General features: G+C 60.0%; 20 protein-coding genes. All 20 read left to right on the top strand.

The window, feature by feature from the left end:
- Positions 1-4 precede the first annotated feature (4 nt).
- Complete coding sequence (locus tag HH303_RS13905; protein WP_169625973.1) at positions 5-1,060, top strand: aspartate aminotransferase family protein; 1,056 nt, start codon at positions 5-7, stop codon at positions 1,058-1,060.
- The gene (locus HH303_RS13910) at positions 1,051-2,520 is read left to right on the top strand and encodes a GNAT family N-acetyltransferase (RefSeq protein WP_169625974.1); all 1,470 of its coding nucleotides are present in this window, start codon (positions 1,051-1,053) and stop codon (positions 2,518-2,520) included. Before HH303_RS13905 ends, HH303_RS13910 begins: the two co-directional genes overlap by 10 nt.
- A gap of 19 nt (positions 2,521-2,539) precedes the next feature.
- The gene (gene neuC / locus HH303_RS13915) at positions 2,540-3,688 is read left to right on the top strand and encodes a UDP-N-acetylglucosamine 2-epimerase (RefSeq protein WP_227421830.1); all 1,149 of its coding nucleotides are present in this window, start codon (positions 2,540-2,542) and stop codon (positions 3,686-3,688) included.
- A gap of 16 nt (positions 3,689-3,704) precedes the next feature.
- Positions 3,705-4,784, top strand: a complete 1,080-nt coding sequence (gene neuB, locus HH303_RS13920; RefSeq protein ID WP_169625976.1) for an N-acetylneuraminate synthase — start codon at positions 3,705-3,707, stop codon at positions 4,782-4,784.
- Positions 4,785-4,792: 8 nt separating this feature from the next.
- A complete protein-coding gene (locus HH303_RS13925) occupies positions 4,793-5,437 on the top strand; it encodes a NeuD/PglB/VioB family sugar acetyltransferase (protein WP_169625977.1) in 645 nt (214 codons plus the stop codon).
- The gene (locus HH303_RS13930) at positions 5,434-6,384 is read left to right on the top strand and encodes a Gfo/Idh/MocA family protein (protein ID WP_169625978.1); all 951 of its coding nucleotides are present in this window, start codon (positions 5,434-5,436) and stop codon (positions 6,382-6,384) included. Before HH303_RS13925 ends, HH303_RS13930 begins: the two co-directional genes overlap by 4 nt.
- Positions 6,381-7,082, top strand: a complete 702-nt coding sequence (locus tag HH303_RS13935; RefSeq protein WP_169625979.1) for an acylneuraminate cytidylyltransferase family protein — start codon at positions 6,381-6,383, stop codon at positions 7,080-7,082. Before HH303_RS13930 ends, HH303_RS13935 begins: the two co-directional genes overlap by 4 nt.
- Complete coding sequence (locus tag HH303_RS13940) at positions 7,079-7,903, top strand: SDR family oxidoreductase (protein ID WP_169625980.1); 825 nt, start codon at positions 7,079-7,081, stop codon at positions 7,901-7,903. The genes HH303_RS13935 and HH303_RS13940 overlap by 4 nt, the downstream gene beginning before the upstream one ends.
- Positions 7,897-9,516: a hypothetical protein gene (locus HH303_RS13945; protein ID WP_169625981.1), complete on the top strand. Its 1,620-nt coding sequence runs from the start codon at positions 7,897-7,899 to the stop codon at positions 9,514-9,516. The genes HH303_RS13940 and HH303_RS13945 overlap by 7 nt, the downstream gene beginning before the upstream one ends.
- 9 nt (positions 9,517-9,525) lie before the next feature.
- Entirely contained in the window at positions 9,526-10,482 is a 957-nt protein-coding gene (locus tag HH303_RS13950; RefSeq protein WP_169625982.1) for a sulfotransferase, read from the top strand.
- A gap of 125 nt (positions 10,483-10,607) precedes the next feature.
- On the top strand, positions 10,608-12,140 hold the full coding sequence (locus HH303_RS13955) for an asparagine synthase-related protein (RefSeq protein WP_169625983.1): 1,533 nt from the start codon (positions 10,608-10,610) through the stop codon (positions 12,138-12,140).
- Positions 12,137-12,910 (top strand): polysaccharide deacetylase family protein, encoded by a 774-nt coding sequence (locus HH303_RS13960; protein WP_169625984.1) that lies wholly within the window; start codon positions 12,137-12,139, stop codon positions 12,908-12,910. The genes HH303_RS13955 and HH303_RS13960 overlap by 4 nt, the downstream gene beginning before the upstream one ends.
- Positions 12,907-13,896 (top strand): Gfo/Idh/MocA family protein, encoded by a 990-nt coding sequence (locus tag HH303_RS13965; protein WP_169625985.1) that lies wholly within the window; start codon positions 12,907-12,909, stop codon positions 13,894-13,896. Before HH303_RS13960 ends, HH303_RS13965 begins: the two co-directional genes overlap by 4 nt.
- A gap of 10 nt (positions 13,897-13,906) precedes the next feature.
- A complete protein-coding gene (locus tag HH303_RS13970; RefSeq protein ID WP_169625986.1) occupies positions 13,907-14,479 on the top strand; it encodes an acyltransferase in 573 nt (190 codons plus the stop codon).
- On the top strand, positions 14,469-15,617 hold the full coding sequence (locus HH303_RS13975; RefSeq protein ID WP_169625987.1) for a DegT/DnrJ/EryC1/StrS family aminotransferase: 1,149 nt from the start codon (positions 14,469-14,471) through the stop codon (positions 15,615-15,617). The genes HH303_RS13970 and HH303_RS13975 overlap by 11 nt, the downstream gene beginning before the upstream one ends.
- A gap of 36 nt (positions 15,618-15,653) precedes the next feature.
- A complete protein-coding gene (locus HH303_RS13980; RefSeq protein ID WP_169625988.1) occupies positions 15,654-16,439 on the top strand; it encodes a formyltransferase family protein in 786 nt (261 codons plus the stop codon).
- A complete protein-coding gene (locus tag HH303_RS13985) occupies positions 16,331-17,146 on the top strand; it encodes a WbqC family protein (RefSeq protein WP_227421831.1) in 816 nt (271 codons plus the stop codon). Before HH303_RS13980 ends, HH303_RS13985 begins: the two co-directional genes overlap by 109 nt.
- On the top strand, positions 17,143-18,330 hold the full coding sequence (locus tag HH303_RS13990; RefSeq protein ID WP_169625990.1) for a glycosyltransferase family 4 protein: 1,188 nt from the start codon (positions 17,143-17,145) through the stop codon (positions 18,328-18,330). Before HH303_RS13985 ends, HH303_RS13990 begins: the two co-directional genes overlap by 4 nt.
- Entirely contained in the window at positions 18,327-19,427 is a 1,101-nt protein-coding gene (locus tag HH303_RS13995; RefSeq protein ID WP_169625991.1) for a glycosyltransferase, read from the top strand. Before HH303_RS13990 ends, HH303_RS13995 begins: the two co-directional genes overlap by 4 nt.
- Positions 19,428-20,789 carry an ArnT family glycosyltransferase gene (locus tag HH303_RS14000; RefSeq protein WP_169625992.1) on the top strand — a complete coding sequence of 454 codons (1,362 nt, stop codon included), beginning with the start codon at positions 19,428-19,430 and terminating at the stop codon, positions 20,787-20,789.
- Positions 20,790-20,805: the final 16 nt, after the last annotated feature.

The following is a 20,805-nucleotide window of genomic DNA, read 5'->3' on the forward strand; positions in this document are numbered from 1 at the left end:
GCGTATGACTGTTCGGGTTCGATATGGCGGCGAACTGCCCGAAGGCGCGGACCCCCTTGCACGCGAGACGCGCTCTTGGGACTCGCGCGACCTTGGCTTTTCACATGGACGTGCGGCGTTTGCCTGGATTCTTGCCCAGGAACCGGAAATCGCTTGGGTCGCGCATTGCGCCTATACCTGCCCCACCGTTCCGGCATTTTTCGATTCGCTCGGCGTGGCCTCGGTCGCTTTCGATGTGGGGGCATCGGCGGCGTCGATCCTGAACGGGATTAGGGATCGATCCGGGCGCGGCCTTGTCCTGATACCCGCCCTGTTCGGGCGCATGCCGTGGCTGAGCGATGCCGACATCGCACTGTTATCGGATGCAGGTCATACAGTTGTGATCGATGCGGCACAAACGGGCTTCGGCCATGAGGATATAGCGGTTCCCACAAGTGGTGCCGTTCTGTCCTGCCCGCGGAAGGCCTGCGCCTTGGGGGGTGGGGCAATTTTACGGTTGGGCGGTCCGATGTCCGGCGAGGAAATTGAGAAATTCATGGCGCTACCCGTCGAATTGGACGCGAGTACCGCGAAAAGAAGGGCGCGGCATTTGTTCGCATTGGGAAAAGAAGCGCCGGAAATGGAAGCGCTGACCTTTGTGCGGCAGTCTGAGGCCGGATGGCCCGCCCATGCCTGCCGTATGGACGACACCGACTGCAAGGCATTCCTGGCGCTGGACGCTGTCGAACACCGCCGCAGACGAATTGCGAATGCTGCACATCTGTCGGATCGCCTGAAGGACAGCGGCTTCGTCTTTCCGGATCGGCGAGCGGGGCAGGGCGGCGTGCCGTTCAATTTCCCGCTGTTGATGCCGTCCGGGACAAACCGGGCGGCTTTATTGGGCCGGTTGCGCGATCGGCGTGTCTTTGCAACGGCTCTTTGGTCGGATGCGGTAATCGATCGGCGGCGGCATCCCTTGGCCGATGCCTATAAGACAGATCTGGTGGCGCTTCCGTTGGACCAGCGTTTCGGGCCGGAGGATATGGACGAGATCGCGGACAGGTTCCTGGCATGCATATAGGTTTAACGCTCTATGGTGCGACCCCTGAAGACGTCATGCAGGACGTCTATTTCCGGGAAGACTTCGCTGCGTTGCATGCCTATCCCGACGGAATCGATTCCTTGACCGTGGACGGCTTCCGATGCGTATCCGCGGTGCGGAGTATCGAAGGCACACCGTATGAGGATATGGAAACGCCATGGGGATATGGCGGGCCGGTCGCGACCTCGGAAGGGGCGTTTTGGCGGGGTCTCGGCATGTGGCGGCAGCGTCAGGCGGATCATGGACGGGTTGCGGAATTCGTCCGGCTGCATCCGTTTTTAAATCCGGCGGCGCTGCGGGGATCGTTGGATCAAATCCGTTTTGACCGGCTGACGGTGCTGGTGGATCTGACCGAACCGGCGGAACAGCGCCGCGCCCGGTACAACAAGGGGACACGCTATTCGTTGCGCAAGGCGGAACGGCAGCTTGAAATCCGTCAGATGGGCGCCGAAGACGGATCGCTTTTTCGCCGTCTGTATGATGTGGGCCTGACGCGGAATGCGGCGCTCGACGGATATTACTTCTCGGACGATTATTTTACCCGCCTTCTTTCCGCGGATTGGGCGACGACATGGGTCGCCAGTCTGGACGGCGAACCGTGTGCGGTTGCCTGTTTCCTGCGCGGCGGGCCGTTTGCGCATTATCACCTGTCCGGTGGTACCGATGCCGCGCGTGACAGTTTCGCGCATTATCTCTTGCTCGAAACGGCGTTCCGGCATTTCGCGGAGCGCGGTTGTCGTTGGATGCATCTGGGCGGCGGTCGGACCGCCGCACCGGACGACCAATTGCTTCATTTCAAGTCGAAGTTCTCTCCGATCCTGATCCCTTTCTATACCGGCGGGATCGTCTTCGATCGCGCGACCTATACCGCCTTGTCGACCGGTGCGACCGAGCGGTTCTTGAGTTATCGGTTCACAAAACCGCAGGCGGCGCCGGAATTGCAGCCCAGCCTGCGGGTCGCCCGTCCCGAGGACTTTCAGGACTTCTTCCGGCTGAAATGCGATGTCGACAATGTCGTATGGTCGGGTGCCGTGAAACCGCCGGACTATACATTCATGGCGGATTGGTTCGCCCATGCGGTCGGCCCGGACAACAACCGCACGATCCTGATCGCGGAAAGTCGTGGATCGGTCGTGGGATATGCCTATGTCGACGACACGGAAGACGGGGTCGTCGTCACGGTCGGCCTCGCGGCATCGGAAGCACAGCGCCAGGCGTTTCGACCGATCCTACGGCTGGTACTGGATTGGGTGTCGACGGAACGCGCCGGCCAGGATGTTCTTACTTGGCTTTACGATTCGAACCGGTTCCTGACCTCCGCTTTCGAAGCGGAGGGTTTTCAAGTCGATGCCGGTGTTCCAAAGCTGGACGTCTTCACGGCGGCCACGGGCGATAACGAAAGTCAGCGGCGTTGGCGGCGTCCCGCCGAAGTAAGCTGATCGTGGGGAGAGTATGGCAATGCATGTTTGTTTCGTGACGGGAACGCGCGCGGATTACGGGCTATTGCAGCCTGTGATCGAAGCGACGCATCGTGATCCTTTCTTCCGCACATCCATCGTCGCGTCTTGCATGCATCTTTCCCCTGAATTCGGAATGACGGTTCAGGAGATCGAAGCGGACGGGTATACGGTTGATGCCCGCGTCGATATGTTGTTGTCGGGCGATAGTCGGATCGCCGTGGCAAAGTCGATGGGGATCGGAGTGCTCGGTTTCGCCGATGCCTTCGACCGGTTGAAGCCGGACTTGATCGTCCTGCTCGGCGATCGGTTCGAGGCTCTGGCGGCGGCGGAAACCGCGCTGATATGCGGCATCCCGGTTGCGCATGTTTCCGGCGGCGACGTCACTTATGGCGCTTTTGACGATTCAATTCGCCATGCCATTACGAAGATGGCGCATTTGCATTTTGTCGCGTCTGAGGATGCGGCGGCGCGGGTGCGGCAGTTGGGGGAAGCCGACGACAGCGTCTTTGCCTATGGCGATCCCGGCCTGGACCGCATGATGACGATGCAGCGGATGGGCCGGGACGAACTGGCCGAAAATCTGGGGATCGTCTTTCGCAAACACATGCTGCTTTTTACCTTTCATCCCGTGACCGTGGATGCGATGCCGTCGCGCGACCAATTGGATGTCGTCCTGGGGGCCTTGGACGACCTGGGCGATGACTATGGGATCGTCATCACCATGCCGAACGCCGACCCCGAGGGCCGGGAATTGGCGAACAGGTTGCGGGACTATACGAGCAGCCGGGAAAACGTGGCGTGTTTCGCGTCGCTGGGCAGCAAGCGATATATCAGCCTGATGGCGGAAAGCGACGCGGTCGTGGGCAACTCGTCCAGCGGCCTGCTGGAAGCGCCGAGCTTCGGTAAGCCAACCGTGAATATCGGGGAACGGCAGGCCGGTCGTTTGCGCGCTGCTTCGGTGATCGACTGCCCGGTGGATCGGACCGCCATCGCAACCGCGATCCGGGGCGCGGTCGGTCGGGATTTCAAAGGGGTCGACAATCCCTATGGCGACGGCCATACAGCGGAAAAGATTATAGCCGAGTTGAAGCGGATCGACGACCCGCGTCGGCTGCTCAAGAAGATATTCGTGGATCGCGGACGCTAACCGGGAAAGCCGAGACATGACCGAAACATGCTTTGTAATTGCCGAAGCCGGTGTGAATCACAATGGCTCGTTCGAGCGAGCGGCGGAACTCGTCGTCCAGGCGGCAAAGGCCGGTGCCGACGCGGTAAAGTTCCAGACGTTCAAGTCGGAATCCGTTGTCACGGCGAATGCGCGTAAGGCGGAGTATCAAATCGCCAACACGCATGAAGAAGGCAATCAGATCGATATGATCCGTAAGCTCGAACTCAGCTTCGACGATTTCCGGCGTCTTGCCGCGCTGTCGGCGGACCATGGGATCGAATTCATGTCCACCGCCTTCGATCCGGATAGTCTGAATTTTCTGGTCACGGATATCGGCGTCAAGCGGTTGAAAATTCCGTCGGGCGAAATGACGAACGGGCCGTATCTTCTGTCCTGTGCACGTCACCGCCTGCCGATGATCGTTTCGACCGGGATGTGCAACCTGCAAGAGGTAGAGGCGGCACTGGACGTGATCGCCTATGGCCTGACATGCGACGACATGCCGGACGGGATCGCGGCGGTTGCCGGCGCGTCGAAAACGACGGACGGCAAGGCGGCGTTGCAGCGTCTGGTCACGCTGCTTCATTGCACGACGGAATATCCGGCCCCGGTCGCTGACGTGAATTTGCGCGCGATGGATACCATGGCAGCCCATTTTGGCTTGCCCGCCGGTTATTCGGATCATACGCAGGGGATCGTCATTCCGGTGGCGGCCGTGGCCCGCGGTGCGGTCATGATCGAAAAGCACTTCACCCTGGATAGATCACTGCCGGGACCGGATCACGCGGCGTCCTTGGAACCGAGTGAATTGGGCGAGATGGTAGCGGCGATCCGCATGGTAAATCTGTCTCTGGGCGATGGCCGGAAAGCGCCTGCGGAGTCCGAAAGAAAGAACATTCCGATTGCGCGCCGGTCTCTCGTCGCGGCGCGGCAAATCCGCAAGGGCGATGTCTTCACCGAAGACATGTTGTTTGCGAAACGTCCGGCGACGGGGCGCAGCCCGATGGTCTTTTGGGACGTCGTCGGCACGACGAGCAACCGGGATTATGACCCGGACGACCAGATCGACGGATGATTTCTGCGATGCGTCGCGACCTCCCCATCATCCTGCTCGGCGCAGGCGGCCATGCCGGCGTTGTGTTGGATGCGCTACGCCTTTCAGGGTTCGATGTCGTCGGCGTCTGCGATCCTGTGCTGACGCCCGGCGATGCGGCGGGCCTCGGCCTGCCGGTTTTCGACGACGCCTCCCTGCCGACGCGATTCCCGGCGGAGGCCTGCCTGCTGGCGAACGGTGTCGGTAAAATGCCGGACCAGACGCGCCGTCGCGATCTCGCCGAGCGTATGGCCGGTCTCGGCTATTCCTTCGCGGCGGTTGTCCATCCCTCTGCCGTGATCGCCGGTACGGTGCGACTTGGTGACGGGGCACAGGTCATGGCCGGCGCGATCATTCAGAATGGCGCCGAGCTTGGCGACCACGCGATCGTGAATACCGGTGCGCGGATCGATCACGGCTGTAAAATCGGTCGTTATGTCCATATTTGCCCCGGTGCTATTTTGTCGGGCGATGTCGTGGTCGGCGACGACGGATTCGTCGGTGCGGGGGCGGTGCTCGTTAACGGCGTCACTATCGGCGCGGGGGCGGTAATCGGGGCTGGCGCCGTCATCACGGCCGATGTTCCCGCTGGCGCGCGAATTGTTACCCCGAGCAGCCGAGATTTGGCCAAATGAGCGTATCTAGCGGGCAAGCAGGCGATGCGATCGTGGTCGGCTTCGGGTCCATTGGGGCCCGGCATGCCGATGTGCTAGGCGGTCTCGGTTTCAATGTTTCCGTGGTCAGCCGCCGTTCGATATCGGAGTATCCGCGCTATTCGGATATCCGCAGCGCCATTGCCGATTATCCCGGTGCTTATATCGTCATCGCGACGGAAACGTCGGCTCATGGGGACGCGATCGCGGATCTTCAGGGGGCGGGCCACACGGGACGCGTTATGATCGAAAAGCCATTGTTCGGGGCTTTGTCAGACCTGCGTGGGGACGTGTCCGACGATCTGCGCAAACGGATAGCGGTCGGCTATAATCTGCGTTTTCATCCGCTGGTCGGGGCTTTGAAGGAACGATTGACCGGTCGCGCCGTGTTCCTCATCGAAGCGGCCGTTGGACAATACCTTCCCGATTGGCGTCCGCAACGCGACTATCGGTCCGGATATTCGGCACGTCGCGCTGGCGGCGGCGGGGTCTTGCGCGATTTGAGTCACGAGATCGACTATCTGCTGTGGCTGTTCGGCCCGTGGCGGCGCGTCGCCGCGCTGACGGGGACGACGGGTCAATTGGAAATCGATTCCGAGGATTATGCCTCAATTCTTGTAAAAGGTCGCGATTTTCCGGCGGCGACATTGGCGCTGGACTACCTGGATCGCGCGGTGCGGCGTTACGTGACGGTCCAACATGATGGTGGGACGACATGTCTGGACTTTGTCGCGGGGACGCTCACGGAAAACGGCGCCGTCGTGGCAGAGGCAAAGCCGGGCCGGAATGAAACCTATATCCGCCTCCATGAGGCGATGCGGCGCGGCGAGGAATCGGCGTTGTGTTCCTTCGATGAAGGGATGGATGTCTTGCGTATTATCGAAGCGGTGGAACGTGCCGCATCCACGGAGAGTTGGGCGACGGTATGAAGCGGTTGTGTACGATTTGCGCCCGGGGAGGGTCGAAGGGCGTGCCCGGCAAGAATGTGCGGATGCTCCTGGGTAAACCGCTGATCGCGCATACTGTCGAACAGGCACGGGAAAGCGGGTTGTTCGACCATATAGCGGTCAGCAGCGATTCGGATGCGATCCTAAACGCGGCCCGCGATGCGGGTGCGGACATACTGGTTCGGCGTCCGGACGAAATGGCTCTGGATACCTCCGCGAAGCTCCCGGCGATCCAGCATTGCGCGAAATCCGCGGAGGCGGAGACAGGGATCGCCTACGACATTTTCTGTGACCTGGATGCCACCAGTCCGCTGCGCGATATCGCCGATATTCGTGGCGCGGTCGAGATGATGGAAGCCGGCGGTTGCGATAACGTCATTACCGGTGCCCCGGCCCATCGCTCCCCCTATTTCAACTTGGTGGAGCGCGGATCCGACGGATTTGTCGGTGTCTGCAAGAAGCTGGACCGGGAATTGGTCCGCCGTCAGGACGCCCCGGCTTGCTTCGATTGCAACGCGTCGATCTATGTTTGGACGCGTCACAGCTTGTTTGAGGAGCCAAGCGTCCTGGGCGACCGAACCGCATTGTTCGAGATGCCGGAATCGCGATCGCGCGATATCGACAGCGAGTTGGACTTCGAAATCGTGGAATTTCTTATGCGCCGAAAGGAACGGTCATGACCTTTTCCTATAAGGATCAGTTCGACCTAACGGGGAAGGTTGCGGTCGTCACCGGGGCGTGCGGCACTTTGGGGCCCGGCATGTGTGAAGGGCTGGCGGAACAAGGCGCCCATGTCGTGTTGAGCGATATCAAGGCAAAGGCGGCAACCGAATTGGCGGCGGCGCTGACCGACCGCTTCGGTGTGCAATGCATCGGCGTGGAATGCGATGTAGCGGACGAAGCCTCGGTCGAGGCGATGACACGGGAGGCGGTCTCCGCATTCGGGCATGTCGATATCCTGCTGAACAATGCAGCGAACGCCACCCCCGATTTGGAAGCGTATTTCGCGCCGTTCGAAGCCTATTCGCTGGACGAATGGCGGCGAAACCTGACCGTCGATTTAGACGGAATGTTCCTGGTTGCGAAGCATGTGGGGGCGGAGATTGCGAAGACCGGCCGCGGCGGATCGATCATTCAAACGGCCTCCATCTACGCCGCCTATGGGTCCGACAACCGGATTTACGAAGGCGCGGAATACAAAGGCACCGCGATCAACAACCCCGCCGTCTATTCTTCCGGAAAGGCCGGGGTTCTGGGGCTGACGCGATGGCTTGCGACGCATTGGGCGAAAGACGGCGTGCGCGTCAACGCGCTGGTGCCGGGGGGTGTGCAAAGCGGTCAGAACGAGGAATTCGTGCGTCGATACGCGAACCGGGTGCCGATGGCGCGCATGGGGCGTAAGGAGGAAGTCGTCGGTCCGATGCTGTGGCTGGCTTCCGATGCGTCGAGTTACGTGACCGGCCAGTTCATTTTCGTGGATGGTGGTCTCAGCGCATGGTGAAGGCCGCGGCCCAAAAACTTGATACCGACCGCGCCGTATTCTGGTATTTGGCGGAAGACGCCTCCGGCGAACCCGGATGGCGCGACCGGCTCAGTTGGCCCGTGACGCCGACCCGGTTGCGGGAATTGGGCGAAGAAGCGTGTTTGCGGGTCCTCGACCTCGTTCGCGCGGAATCGGATCCGTTGCACCGCCAAATTCTCTCGGTCGGCTCGGGTCAGTTGATCAACGGGTTCATGGTGCTGACGGAATTGGCCTATGTCGCGTCGGCGGCGCGGTCGACCGGGGCGTCCGTGCGCACGCCACCGCCGGAATATGATGCGTTCTTCACCACCGGCGACGTCGCGTCGGTTACGGCGGATGCTTACCGTAACAAGGGCGTTCAGGATGTTGCCGCGTCCAACTGGCCGTGGTTACGGTCCGTCGCCCGAACGCGCAGTTGGTCGGGGGCGGCGGGACTGCCTGCCGCCTTGCTTGGCGGGGACGGCATCGTGCTCAGCCACAATCGTATGGTTATCGACCATCTGCGCCGGAACGGTGTGAAAGCCCGTTTCCAGAACGCGGCGAATATCGTTGTCACGTGCCGCCGGGCCGGTGCCGGAGAACCGTGCCGGGACACGATACCCGTGTTGACGCAGGCGGTCGCGGCGCTGTGCGACCTGTGCACGGAATTGGACGACGCCACGCGCGTCCGGCTGGGAGAAATCCTGTTGGCACGTTTGCGGCAAAGTTTCGAAACAATTGCATCGGACGTGGCCGCCGTCCGGGCGCGGACATCCCTGCCTAAGACTGTTTGGTCGGGAACGAACGGGTCGTATGCAACGCGCCTGATCGCTTCCGAGGTCCGTCGTCGTGGGGGGCGGGTCTATGTCTTCGATCATGGCGGTGTGACCGGCATATCCCAGATACTGCCCTTGACCGCGATCGTCGAAGGGATGTTTGCCACTACCTTCCATGTCGGTACGGATGCCTGGTGCGATCTGTTGCGTCGATCCGGTTTCGAAGCGCTTGTCGCGGGCATCAACGACGGGTTGGAGATTCGCGCCGGGGCAGGGGAGCCGACATTCCGACAGGCTTGTCTCGACCTGCCGCCGCCGCGAAAAGGCGCGCGCCGCCGGGCGATTTATGTCAGCCATCCCTATTATGGGCATCGGCAATTCGCCATCGCCGGCATGCGCGATCCGATCTATATGGACTTTCAGATCGATTTGATCGAACGGTTGAAGGCTCACGATATCGATCTGATGTTGAAACCGCATCCAGAAGGCCATTTCGGGGACGATACCTACCCGTTGCAACATATGGCTGAAACCAGCTTCCGGCGGTTCGAAACGCATCTGCGCGATGCGGATGTCTTCATTTTCGACGCCCCGACATCGACGACGTTTTGCGAGGCGCTTTGTACGAACCGTCCCGTAATTTTGATCGACCGCACGCAATATCCGACCAATCCGGTACTCGATGAACAGGTCGCGGCCCGCTGCCTCGTGGTCCGAACCGACTATGACGGCAATAACCGTCTCCGCGTCGATGCGCAGGGTCTTGATCGGACCATCGCGGCGCTGCCCGACGCTGCCGATCCGTCGTTCTTCCGAAATCTTTTGGTTGGGCACTAGCGGCAAACCATGCAGACAGTCATTCACATCGGCTTTCCCAAAACGGCGACGAGCACGCTGCAGGAAGTATTCTTCCCGCATGTACCGGAAATCGGGTATCTCGCCGATCATGGGACCGCGGCCGGCAGCCTGGAGGACAATGCCCGGATTGCCGGTTTCGATGTGTTGCGGAAAGACGGCATCGATTTCGACCCGTCGGCCGTGTCCGCGGCATATGCGGCCTACCTCGATAAACTCGCCGCGGCGGGAAAACGGGTGGCGTTGTTGTCGCAGGAACGGTTCGCGGCGCCGGGGGCGGTGAACTGGCCGGGCGACCGTGCCGTGATCGCGGGACGCCTCCATGATCTGTTTCCCAATGCGAAGATTTTCATTTCGATCCGAAATCAACGGTCGATGTTGCATTCCCAATATGTGAACCGAAACGCAAAGGGGATGATGTATCGAGAGTTGGAGGATTGGCTGCACAGCATGTTCGAGGACCCGCAGATCGGATATGCGTCGGAATTCCGCTATGACGGACTGATTGCCGCGTACCGCGCTTTGTTCGGCGCGGAAAACGTCCATGTCGCGTTGTTTGAGGAATTCGTGCAAGAGCGATCGGCCTACCTGGACGCCTTGTCCCGTTTCCTGGGGATCCCCGAAGAACGGTTTCGGGCTCTTAATACAGAAAATAAGGATTCAAATCCGTCGAAGAGCGCACGAAGCTTACACTATGCGAAGTTCCGCAATCGTTTTTTCCCGGCGGTTGCGTTATCGTCGGTCGTGCCGGGACCTGTGGCGGACGCAGTTCGCAGGTTTATACAAGGCGGCGCCCGCGCGAAGGTTGAGTTCCCCGACGTCTGGCAGCAAAAAATCGCGGAATACTATGCGCCCGGCAATACCCGGTTGGCGTCCATGATCGGGGAAGATCGATTGCGGCGATATGGCTATCCGATGCAGAACGACGGAGAGGCTGCCGTGAAATGACGACAGGCGTCGGCACGTTTGATCGTCCGGGAAGTGGCTGGCGTTCCGTTTCAGTGGGTGCCGGAACGGTTTGGTATTGTGGCGCGATACACCAAGATCGCGTGCGCGCCGTATTCGGCGCCCTTATGGACGGGGCTAGTTCGGCAAGCTTTGCCGCATCGGTTGCAAAACTGTCGGGCAGCTTCGCCATTGTCGCGCTGTTTCCTGGCTGGTGCGGGGCGGCAGTCGATCGGGTTCGCGCAATCCCGCTCGTCTGGCGTATTGTCAAGGCCGGACAAATGCATTTCGCACAGGAAGGCCGCGACCTTACCCTGCCGTCGGATCGACCGACGGGGATTGATCGCAACCAGGCCCTGGCGGTCGCGCTGTCCGGTTACACGGTGGGGGCCGCGACCCTATACGAAGAAATCGGTGTGTTGACGCCCGGAAACACCGTCTTCCGCGATGGCAACGCGCCGCCGGTCGTGACCTCGTATCATCGGTTTCAACCCTGGCTCGCGGATCAGGCGCCGGGCGACGACGATGCGGAACGAAAGCGTCTGTGCGATCTGACGTTGGAAATTCTTCAAGATCTGATCGACGACGCGGATGGCCGTACGATTTCCGTTCCGCTCAGCGCCGGGTTGGATTCTCGGCTCATCGCTGCCGGTCTACGGCATCTGGGATATGAAAACGTCGTCTGCTTCGCCTATGGCTTGAAAGGCAACCACGAAGCCGAAACCAGTAAGGCGATCGCGGCGAGGCTCGGTTATCCATGGCGCTTCGTACCGTATAGCAACCGGTCCATGGCCCGCGTCTATGCGTCGGAGTCCTACCAAGCGTACCGCCATTATGCCGACAGCCTGACCGGCGTGCATTTTCCGCAGGATTTCGCCGCGCTCGTGCCGTTACTGGAAGATGGATATCTGCCACGAGATTGTATCCTCGTGAATGGGCAGTCCGGCGACTTTATCACCGGCAACCACGTTCCGGCGGCGCTGGCTGGTCCGGCCGACACATCGGATAGGGATGCGCGTATCGACCGTGTGATCGACGCACTGATCGCGAAGCACTACAAGCAATGGCGTTTCCTGATGCGCGGCGATTTATTGGCGACCGTGCGCGCGCTCATAAAGGCGGAAATTCTGCATCTGACGGAAGGCCGTCTGCCGGACGATTCCAGCGCCGATTACGGCATTTACGAAGCCTGCGAATTCGTTGACCGTCAGTCGAAATACGTCGTCAACGGCCAGCGTATTTACGAATTTCTGGGAATGGATTGGCGGCTGCCGTTATGGGACGATCGCTATCTGGATTATTGGGCCCAGCGACCGGCGGCGCAAAAGCTCGGTCAACGGCTGTATCGCGAGATGCTGATCGCCGAAAACTGGGGCGGTGTCTGGACCGATATTCCGGTGAACAAGAAGCGAATACGCCCGCGATGGATCATACCTTTCCGGCTTGCCTGTAAGGTCGCCCACGCGCCGCTGGGGGCGGCGAGGTGGCACCGGTTTGAACGGCGGGTCTTCGAATATGCCATGACATCTTTGTGTTCCTATGCCGTGCGGGGCTGGTCCGATATCGCATTCGACAGTCGCGGTCCCTGGACGGCAATCAGTCCACATATTGAGGACTATTTGGCCGATCACGGTGTCTCGCTGGAAAGTCTTTCGCGATGACAGGGAACGCGCCGGATTTTACGCAGCCGGATTTTACCCGGGCGGCCTATCGCGATTTGTTAAGCGCGCTACTGGCGCGCGGATATCGCGGGACGTCCTTTAGCGGCGTCGTGCCGTCCCGGTCGGATTTGCTGCTGCGGCACGACATCGATCTTTGGCCGGAAATCGCCCTGGAACTGGCGCGAATCGAGTCCGATCTCGGTCTCTCGGCGGAATACTTCTTTTTGATGAACAGTCCGCTATACGATCCGCAAGCGTCGGCGATTCGACAGGTGATGGTCGAACTGCGCGCGATGGGGCACGGCGTCGGCCTGCATTTCGATGCGGCGCTTTACGACGACGATCCTGATGTCCTGGATCGTGAGGCCGCGCGGGAATGCCGGGACCTTGAAGCGTATAGCGAAGGGCCGGTCACGCTTGTCAGTTTTCATCGCCCGGCGCCGTCACTGCTGGGCCGACCGGAACCGATCGCCGGGCGGGCGCACAGCTATCAACCGCTGTATTTTTCCGACATCGGATATTGCAGCGACTCCCGCGGTGCCTGGCGACACGGTCACCCGTTGGATCATCCCGCTGTGGCGAAGGGACGCGCCATACAGCTCTTGACGCACCCGGTTTGGTGGGCGACCGACTGCGGCGGAGATCGCGATGCCGCGCTTGCCGCCTTTGTGGCCGCGCGCGGCGAATGGGTTAAGCCCGCCATTGCCGAAACGGTTACGGGCTATTCCGCCGAAATCGGCCGTATTATTGAAATCGAAGGTGAAAAATGACCGTCAGAAGCGCCGTTGTTGGTACGGGATACTGGGGTAAAAACCTGTTGAGGAACTTGAACGGGTTGGGCGCGCTGTATGCGTTCTGCGATGCGGATAGCAAGGCATTGGCGACCTTCGCGGCGGAATATCCCGATGCGACGCCGTATCAAGACTATGAAGCGATGATTGCCGATCCCAAAATCGATGCCGTCGTTATCGCAACGCCTGCCGCGACCCATGGGGTGCTGGCGGAAAAGGCGCTGAACGCCGGAAAGCACGTCTTCGTCGAAAAACCTCTCTGCCTCGACGTCGATGAAGCGCGCCGCTTGGACGCCCTTGCCGGGGAACGCGAGTTGATCCTGATGGTCGGGCATCTGCTTTTGTATCACCCGGCCTTTGTCGCCCTGAAGGCTGCGGTCGGATCCGGCTTGCTGGGCGACTTGCGTTACATCCATTCGACCCGGGCGAGTCTGGGTAAGATTCGGATGGAAGAAAACGCGCTCTGGTCCTTCGCGCCGCACGATATTTCTATGATCCTGTCCCTGGCCGGACGTCTGCCGAAACGTGTGACCTGCAACGGCGAAGCCTGGTTGAACAAGGAAGTCGCGGATTTGACGCTCAGTCATCTGGATTTCGGTTCGGGGTTGCAGGCGCATATCTTTGTGTCCTGGCTGCATCCCTATAAGGATCACCGCCTTGTCGTAATCGGCGAAAGGGGGATGATCGTGTTCAACGATACCGTGCCGGGAGAGGAGAAGTTGATGCATTACCCCCATTCGGTTGGATGGGACGGAAATTTGCCCGTGCTCGACAAGGCGGAGGCCGTCCCTCTGCCTTATGGTACGGAAGAACCCCTTAAGTCCGAATGTGCGCATTTCCTGGATTGCGTCGGTACCGGGGTGACCCCGCGGTCGGACGCGAAGGAAGGCACGGCAGTGCTGTCCGTTCTGGATTGGTGCCAGCAGGCGTTGACGGCGAAACAGCCGGTCGTCCTTGAAGATTGAGATACCGTAGATGAGCCAAACCTATATTCACCCGACCGCCCTCGTCGACGAGGGTGTCGAGATCGGGGAAGGATCGAAAATATGGCATTTCGTCCATGTCCTGGCCGGAACGAAGGTCGGTCGTGGCGTGGTGATGGGCCAGAATGTCATGGCGGGGCCGTCGGTGACGATCGGCGATCGCTGCAAGATCCAGAACAACGTGTCGCTCTATAAAGGGGTGACGTTGGAAGACGATGTGTTTTGCGGGCCGTCCTGTGTATTCACCAATGTGTTGACCCCGCGCGCCTTCGTCGAGCGGAAGGATGAATTCGCGGACACCTTGGTCAAGAAAGGCGCCACGATCGGGGCCAACGCGACCGTCGTTTGCGGAAACACGATCGGTGCTTATGCGATGATCGGCGCGGGCGCCGTCGTCACCAAAGACGTTCCCGATCATGCGCTGGTGGTCGGAAATCCGTCGCGCCGGATTGGCTGGGTCAGCCGTTCCGGCGACCGGCTTGGCGACGATCTGGTGTGCCCGCGAACCGGCGAAACCTATACCGAAACAGCAACCGGACTGGTGTTGAACGAAAATGGCAATTGAAGCTTCTTCTCCCGCGCCCTTGGCTTTCGTCGATCTTCAGGCGCAGTACGCGTCTTACAAGGATGAAATCGACGCCGCTATTCATCGCGTTCTCGACCATGGCAAATTCATCATGGGGCCGGAAGTCGGTGAACTCGAATCCGCTCTGGCGGACTTTTCGGGGGCGAAACATGTCGTCGGTTGTTCCAGTGGGACCGATGCCTTGCTGATGATCCTGATGGCTGAAGGGATCGGTGCGGGTGACGCGGTCTTCGTCCCCAGTTTCACTTTCACCGCGACGGCGGAAGTCCTGTTGCTGTTGGGCGCGCAGCCGGTCTTCGTTGATGTCGACCCGGACGATTTCAACCTGTGCCTCGAAGATCTCGAACGTCGCATAGATGCGGTGAAGGCTTCGGGCGTCTATACGCCTCGCGGAATTCTGGCCGTCGACCTGTTCGGTCTGCCGGTAGATTATGCCGGGTTACAGGCCCTGGCGGACATGCATGGCCTTAAAGTTTGGGGGGATGCGGCGCAGAGTTTCGGCGGTTCCATCGGCGATCGAAAGGTCGGTGCGCTGGCCCGGGCGACGGCAACCAGCTTTTTTCCGGCGAAACCTTTCGGCTGCTATGGCGACGGCGGTGCGGTCTTCACCGACGACGATGTTATGGCGGACGTCATGCGGTCGATCCGCGCGCACGGAAAGGGCGGCGATAAATACGACATTATCCGTGTCGGTCTGAACGCGCGTCTGGACACGATCCAGGCGGCGATCCTTCTGGCGAAGCTGCCGCATTTCGCTGGCGAGGTGGATCGGCGGGAGGCCGTGGCGCAGAAATATGATGCGCTGTTGTCGGGCAAGGTGCGGACACCGGTTCGCCGCCAGGGTCGGTCCAGCGCCTGGGCGCAATACACGATCAAAGTGCCCGCGGATCGTCGCGACGCGATAAGCGCGGCCTTGAAACAATCCGGCGTGCCGTCGGCGGTGTACTATCCCCTGCCGATGCATTTGCAGACGGCCTATCGCGCGATGGGGGACGGTAAAGGCTCCCTCCCGGTCAGCGAGGCGTTGTCCGGCGAGGTTCTAAGCCTGCCGATGCATCCGTTCCTGACGGACGATCAGATTGCGCAGGTCGCGGAGGCCCTTATCGGCGCGGTGTAGCTCATAAACCGGAATGATTGAGGCATCCCTATAGGCATGCGCTTTCACTTGTATACGACCGACGTTTCGGGGTTGACCTTGGCACGCAATCTGCCGGGCCCGGACAGCGTTGCCGCGGTCGTGGTTCCCGCCAACCGGATCGGGTCAGAGAAGGTCGAGGCAGTCTATCGGGACAGCCCGTGGCCGGTGCTTCTGCACAAGCCAGGGGAACTGTTGCCCGAAACCGCCGATGCATTCGTTTCCTGGCTTTATTCGCAGATCATTTCCGTCGACCAACTGAGCCGGTATTCGAAAGGTGGACTTAACATGCATGGTGGCCGGATTCCGGCCTATCGTGGCGCGAATGTTTTGAATTGGGCCATCGCGAATGGGGAATCCGAACTGGGCGTTACCTGGCATGAAGTCGTAGAGGAAGTCGATGCCGGAGGCATTCTTGCGGAATCCGCGATACCGATCGCCCCCGACGCGACGGCGATCGGTATGCGCGATGCAATGATCGCGGAAGGCATTCGTCTGTTCCCGGAGGCAGTAGAGCGTTTCCTGGGGGGCGGTCCGCCGGTACGGGTGCCTGATCTTTCCGAAGGAACGGTATGGCCGTCCAGACGCCCGGAGCACGGTCGAATTGAGCCGGGGTGGAGCCTTGATCGCGTGAAGGCGATGATCCGGGCGCAAACCGGCCCCTGGCCCGACGCTACGGTGCTTCATGAGGGAGTATGGTGCCCGGTGCGCGGTGTCAGCCTTTCGCGCGTTGCGAAGAGTGTTCCCTATACGACCGACGACGGACGGGAAATTTATCTTCTGATCGGGGAAAACGGTCTGTGATCGTCGGTATTCATCAACCCAACTATTTTCCCTGGCTCGGCTATTTTCGGAAAATCGCGCGGTCCGATCATTTCGTGTTCCTGGACGATACCGCGTTTTCCAAGGGAAGCGTCACGAACCGGGTGAAGATTTTGGACGGTGGTAAAGAATCCTGGTTAACGGTGCCCGCGAAACCGTCCCTAGGCACGGCGATATGCGATGTCACGACCGGCGACGAGGATTGGCCCGTCAAGCATTTAAGCCGCCTGCGTAACGCGTATCGGAAGCGGCCGTTCTTTAAATCGGTATGGCCGGAACTGGAAGTACTGTTCAGTACCTTGCCATCGGCAAACCTGTCGGCAGCAAACCGGGCCATTATCGAATTTCTATGCCGCCGATTGGAATTGAATACAGTCCTGCATTCATCGGCGTCGATGGGGGTCTCGACGGATTTGCCGGCGGACGATCGTTTGATCGCGATTATTCGCGAAATACCGGGCGGCGAGGTATATCTGTCAGGACGCGGCGGGAAAAAATATCAAGACGAAGGCAAGTTCGCATCGGCGGGCATTCACCTGCAATACAACGACTATCAACCGCAACCTTACGATCAAGGTGCGGGCATCGACGGTTTCATTCCCGGCCTATCCGTTGCGGATGCTTTGTTTAACGTCGGTTGGCAAGGTACAGCCACGCTTGTTCGCGAACATGGGGTGGACGGCGCATGAAGGTTCTGTGCCTCGACATCGAAGGGGGACACGGCGGTTCGTCGCGAAGCCTGTACCAACTTCTGTCTGCGGTGGACCGGGATGTCGTCAGCCCTACTGTCTGGTGCCGCCTCGGTGGCGCGATAGAGGACGCGTATTCAAGCGTGGATATTCCCGTTGAGGTTCATCCGCAAATGCCGCGATTCACCGTGCTGGAACGTCCCAGCCGCAATCTGATCGATTTGGCCCGCTTCTTTATGAATCGATGGCCGAAATCGCGCTCCTTCCGGAAAGGTCTGCTGGCGGTTTGTGATCATGTTGATCTAGTTCATCTCAACCATATTTCTCTTTTTTGGGTGGCGCGCTGGTTGCGGAAGCGCCGCCCGAATTTGCCGATCACGATGCATATCCGAACCCGTCCACCGAAGAACGTCTTCGGACGCTGGCAAGCCCGCGTGGCATCCGCGTCCTGTGATAGCTTTGTGCATATCAGCGAAAACGAAGGCGATTGGTTTCGGTCCCTAGCAGCGGGGCGATGTGTTTCGGGGCGCGTTGTGCTAAACCCTGTGCATGTACTGGTCCACGAAGATGGGCCATCGGCACGGAATCAGGAAACTCTAATGGTGCTTTGCCTGTCGAATTATTCCTTCCCCAGGGGGATAGATAGGCTGATCGACGTTGCCGCCTGCCTCGACGCTATGGGTGATCGGGCCGTTCGTTTTGTGGTGGCGGGTGATATGCACCTTCCGGCCGGGTTGACGGGCGATTTGGGCGACGTCGCACGGCGCGGCGGTACATTGGCGGATGTCGCGGCGCGACGGGGCGTTGCGGATCGGTTCGATTTCCTGGGCCACGTATCGAAACCGGAGCAATGGTTGGGGCAGGCGGACGTTTTGGTGAAGCCGACACGCGAAGACAATCCCTGGGGACGCGACATCATTGAAGCGCTTGGGCACGGCGTACCGGTCGCGTCGGTCGGTACTTATGACAAATTTGTCGAGTCGCACCGGACCGGATTGTTGCAGAAGACATTCGACGCGGCGGAGCTGGCGGCATGGTTATGTGAACTTGCGGCCGACCGTGGGCGTTTGGATGTCATGCGTAAGGCTGCGGCCGAGCGGATCGCCGAGCTGTGCAATCCGGTCCGGCAAGCGGCGTCCGTCGTCGATCTCTGGCGGGACACAGTAGAGGCACGTCGGAGATGAGCGCGAAAAAGCTGGCTCTGATACTTCCCGACTTCAATGGTGGGGGGGCGGAACGCGTAATGCTGACGATCGCGCGTAATGTCGATCGTGCGCGGTTCAAGCCTGTCCTGATCGTCTTGCAGGAAAGGGGCGCGCTGCGCGACCTCGTACCGGACGATGTGACGATCATCTGTCTGAAGACCCGGCGGTTGCGCCGTACCCTGCCGATGTTGATAGCCGCGCTGCGCCGGGAACGACCTGACATCGTCTTGTCCACGATGGCTTATATGAATTTCGCGGTTTGCTTCTCGACACGCCTGGCTCTTGGAAAAAAGTGCCGTCTGGTTCTACGGGAGGCGAACATGCCATCGGCGACCATCGCCCGAGTGAAACCGGCATGGTTGGTGCGCGTGTTGTATCGTCTGTTGTATCCTTGGGCGGATACGGTCGTGTGCAATGCCCGTCCCGTCGCGGACGAACTGCGGCAGGTCGGCGTCCCCGATTGGACTATCCATATCCTGCCGAACCCTGTCGATACGGACAGAATCCGGTTCGTCGCCGAGGTCGGCGAATGCGGCGATTTGGTACAAGTCCAGGATGGCGGACGCCTTTTCGTGGGTATCGGCCGGTTGATTGAACAAAAAGGTTTCGACCGCCTGATCGAATGGTTTACGGCGATGCCCGCCTCTGATCGCCTTGTCATTTTTGGCGAGGGGCCGCTTCGCCGTATGTTGAACGATTCCATTATTCGTCTCGGTTTGAAGGATCGTGTCCTGCTTGCGGGATTCGTGAAGTCACCCTGGGCGTGTCTGAAGCAGGCCGATGCATTCGTTATGCCGTCCCGATGGGAAGGGCTTCCCAATGCGGCATTGGAGGCCTTGGCGCTCGGCACTCCGGTTATTGCGACATCGAATACCGGTGGACTGCCGGATATCGTGAACGAAGTTCGGAATGGTATGCTGGTGATTGCGGACGGAAAGGATGAGTTTGTATCCGCGATGGGCGCCGTTCGACCGCTAGGCGCCGATGGTTCGCGGGTGTCCGCTTTGCCGCACCGGTTTGCCGTTTCATCGGTCGTAATGGAATACGAATCCGTGCTGGATGGTGTCGACGGTTAAATGACGCGAATCAACTCCGCGGCGGTGATCGTGCTGGTGGCATTCGCACTGCGTGTCGCCTATGATCTTGTTTGCTATTCCCTGTTGGGGCCGGCTGGGCTTATGGGGCCGGATTCAGCAGCGTTTCTGCTCAATGCCCAATATCTGAGCGACGGCGGCAGCCTGATGACGGTGGCGGATAACGGTAAGTCCGGTTTCGCCTTGGATCTGATGCCGATTTCTCTGTTGCTGATGGCTGCCACTTTGACCCCGGGACAACCGGCGGATCCGATTGGCTATGTTCTCGTCCAAGCGGGAATGGATGCGGTGACCTGTCTTCTGATCGGTCGCTTGGCGGAATTTCTGGAGCCCCGGTTGTTCGTTCCGGCGGCACTGCTGGCTGCGGTGAATCCAACGCAAATTGTTGTCGCCGGACTCGTGTATACGGACACGCCGTTTCTCTTCTTTTGTTGTCTCGGCCTCGTCTTGTTCTTGGAATGGCAGCGCACTGGGGCGCTGGCGATGGCGGTGCTTTCCGGTCTCGCTTGGGGCGGTGCGCTAATGACGCGTCAGTTTATTCAGTATTGGCTGTTCCTGCTGCCGGTGCTGGGGATGCTGGCTGCCGCATCGTCGCGTCCCTCGGTGCGGGACCTGTTCCGGCGGGCCTGTCACTTGGCCGTCATGGGGGGGCTGATTATCGCATTCGCCGCACCGATCGCGCTGCGCAACATGGATCAATTTGGTTCCCCGCGGTTAAGCGCACAGTCCGGGTCGCATTTCCTGTTTTGGGTCGTGCCGTTGGTTCGCGAATTCAACGATGGAACGCCGCGTTCGGACAGCAAGGCGCGCGGCGATATGCTTTTCCAAACCTGGCAGGGAGAACCGCCGCCGGTGAATCCGTTCGACAGTTCCGATCGGATGATGGAAATCGCAAAACAGGAATTGCTGGATTTGGGGCCGGGGGCGGTCGTGGCGGCCTGGGTAAAGGGGGCTGCGTTGAATCTGGTGGCTCCGGCATCGACCATATCGCCGTTGGTATCTTCGCTGCCGCATGACGGGTTTTATGCAACGGCCGGTGATGGGTTGGGGCAGAAAATTTGGAACTTCCTGGTCCATAACAGTGGGAAAACGTTCGTTCTGATCCTTGTCGTTTCGGGCATTGGGATGCCGATATGGCTCGGACTGGGGATTACCGGTTTTGTGCGCGCGATCCGCCGTCCGGAATTTGCATGCGTCGTATTGTTTTTATGGGTGGGCTTCGTTCTGGCGCTGAATGGGCCGGTGGTCAGCCCAAAGTACCGTTTGCCGCTGGAACCGGCTTGGATCGCCTTCGCCGCGTTGGGCTGGAACACGGTGCGGCATCGCGTGAGGGTCGGCTTGTGATAACGGTTGATAAGCG

It is taken from the genome of Pacificispira spongiicola (genome assembly GCF_012926505.1).
In the GTDB taxonomy this organism is placed as follows: Bacteria; Pseudomonadota; Alphaproteobacteria; order UBA8366; family Aestuariispiraceae; genus Pacificispira; species Pacificispira spongiicola.

Bases quoted from the DNA above. Each gene is read 5' to 3' on its own strand.
- HH303_RS13905 (WP_169625973.1), top strand. From the start codon at position 5: ATGACTGTTCGGGTTCGATATGGCGGCGAACTGCCCGAAGGCGCGGAC.
- HH303_RS13910 (WP_169625974.1), top strand. From the start codon at position 1,051: ATGCATATAGGTTTAACGCTCTATGGTGCGACCCCTGAAGACGTCATG.
- neuC (WP_227421830.1), top strand. From the start codon at position 2,540: ATGCATGTTTGTTTCGTGACGGGAACGCGCGCGGATTACGGGCTATTG.
- neuB (WP_169625976.1), top strand. From the start codon at position 3,705: ATGACCGAAACATGCTTTGTAATTGCCGAAGCCGGTGTGAATCACAAT.
- HH303_RS13925 (WP_169625977.1), top strand. From the start codon at position 4,793: ATGCGTCGCGACCTCCCCATCATCCTGCTCGGCGCAGGCGGCCATGCC.
- HH303_RS13930 (WP_169625978.1), top strand. From the start codon at position 5,434: ATGAGCGTATCTAGCGGGCAAGCAGGCGATGCGATCGTGGTCGGCTTC.
- HH303_RS13935 (WP_169625979.1), top strand. From the start codon at position 6,381: ATGAAGCGGTTGTGTACGATTTGCGCCCGGGGAGGGTCGAAGGGCGTG.
- HH303_RS13940 (WP_169625980.1), top strand. From the start codon at position 7,079: ATGACCTTTTCCTATAAGGATCAGTTCGACCTAACGGGGAAGGTTGCG.
- HH303_RS13945 (WP_169625981.1), top strand. From the start codon at position 7,897: ATGGTGAAGGCCGCGGCCCAAAAACTTGATACCGACCGCGCCGTATTC.
- HH303_RS13950 (WP_169625982.1), top strand. From the start codon at position 9,526: ATGCAGACAGTCATTCACATCGGCTTTCCCAAAACGGCGACGAGCACG.
- HH303_RS13955 (WP_169625983.1), top strand. From the start codon at position 10,608: ATGGACGGGGCTAGTTCGGCAAGCTTTGCCGCATCGGTTGCAAAACTG.
- HH303_RS13960 (WP_169625984.1), top strand. From the start codon at position 12,137: ATGACAGGGAACGCGCCGGATTTTACGCAGCCGGATTTTACCCGGGCG.
- HH303_RS13965 (WP_169625985.1), top strand. From the start codon at position 12,907: ATGACCGTCAGAAGCGCCGTTGTTGGTACGGGATACTGGGGTAAAAAC.
- HH303_RS13970 (WP_169625986.1), top strand. From the start codon at position 13,907: ATGAGCCAAACCTATATTCACCCGACCGCCCTCGTCGACGAGGGTGTC.
- HH303_RS13975 (WP_169625987.1), top strand. From the start codon at position 14,469: ATGGCAATTGAAGCTTCTTCTCCCGCGCCCTTGGCTTTCGTCGATCTT.
- HH303_RS13980 (WP_169625988.1), top strand. From the start codon at position 15,654: ATGCGCTTTCACTTGTATACGACCGACGTTTCGGGGTTGACCTTGGCA.
- HH303_RS13985 (WP_227421831.1), top strand. From the start codon at position 16,331: ATGGTGCCCGGTGCGCGGTGTCAGCCTTTCGCGCGTTGCGAAGAGTGT.
- HH303_RS13990 (WP_169625990.1), top strand. From the start codon at position 17,143: ATGAAGGTTCTGTGCCTCGACATCGAAGGGGGACACGGCGGTTCGTCG.
- HH303_RS13995 (WP_169625991.1), top strand. From the start codon at position 18,327: ATGAGCGCGAAAAAGCTGGCTCTGATACTTCCCGACTTCAATGGTGGG.
- HH303_RS14000 (WP_169625992.1), top strand. From the start codon at position 19,428: ATGACGCGAATCAACTCCGCGGCGGTGATCGTGCTGGTGGCATTCGCA.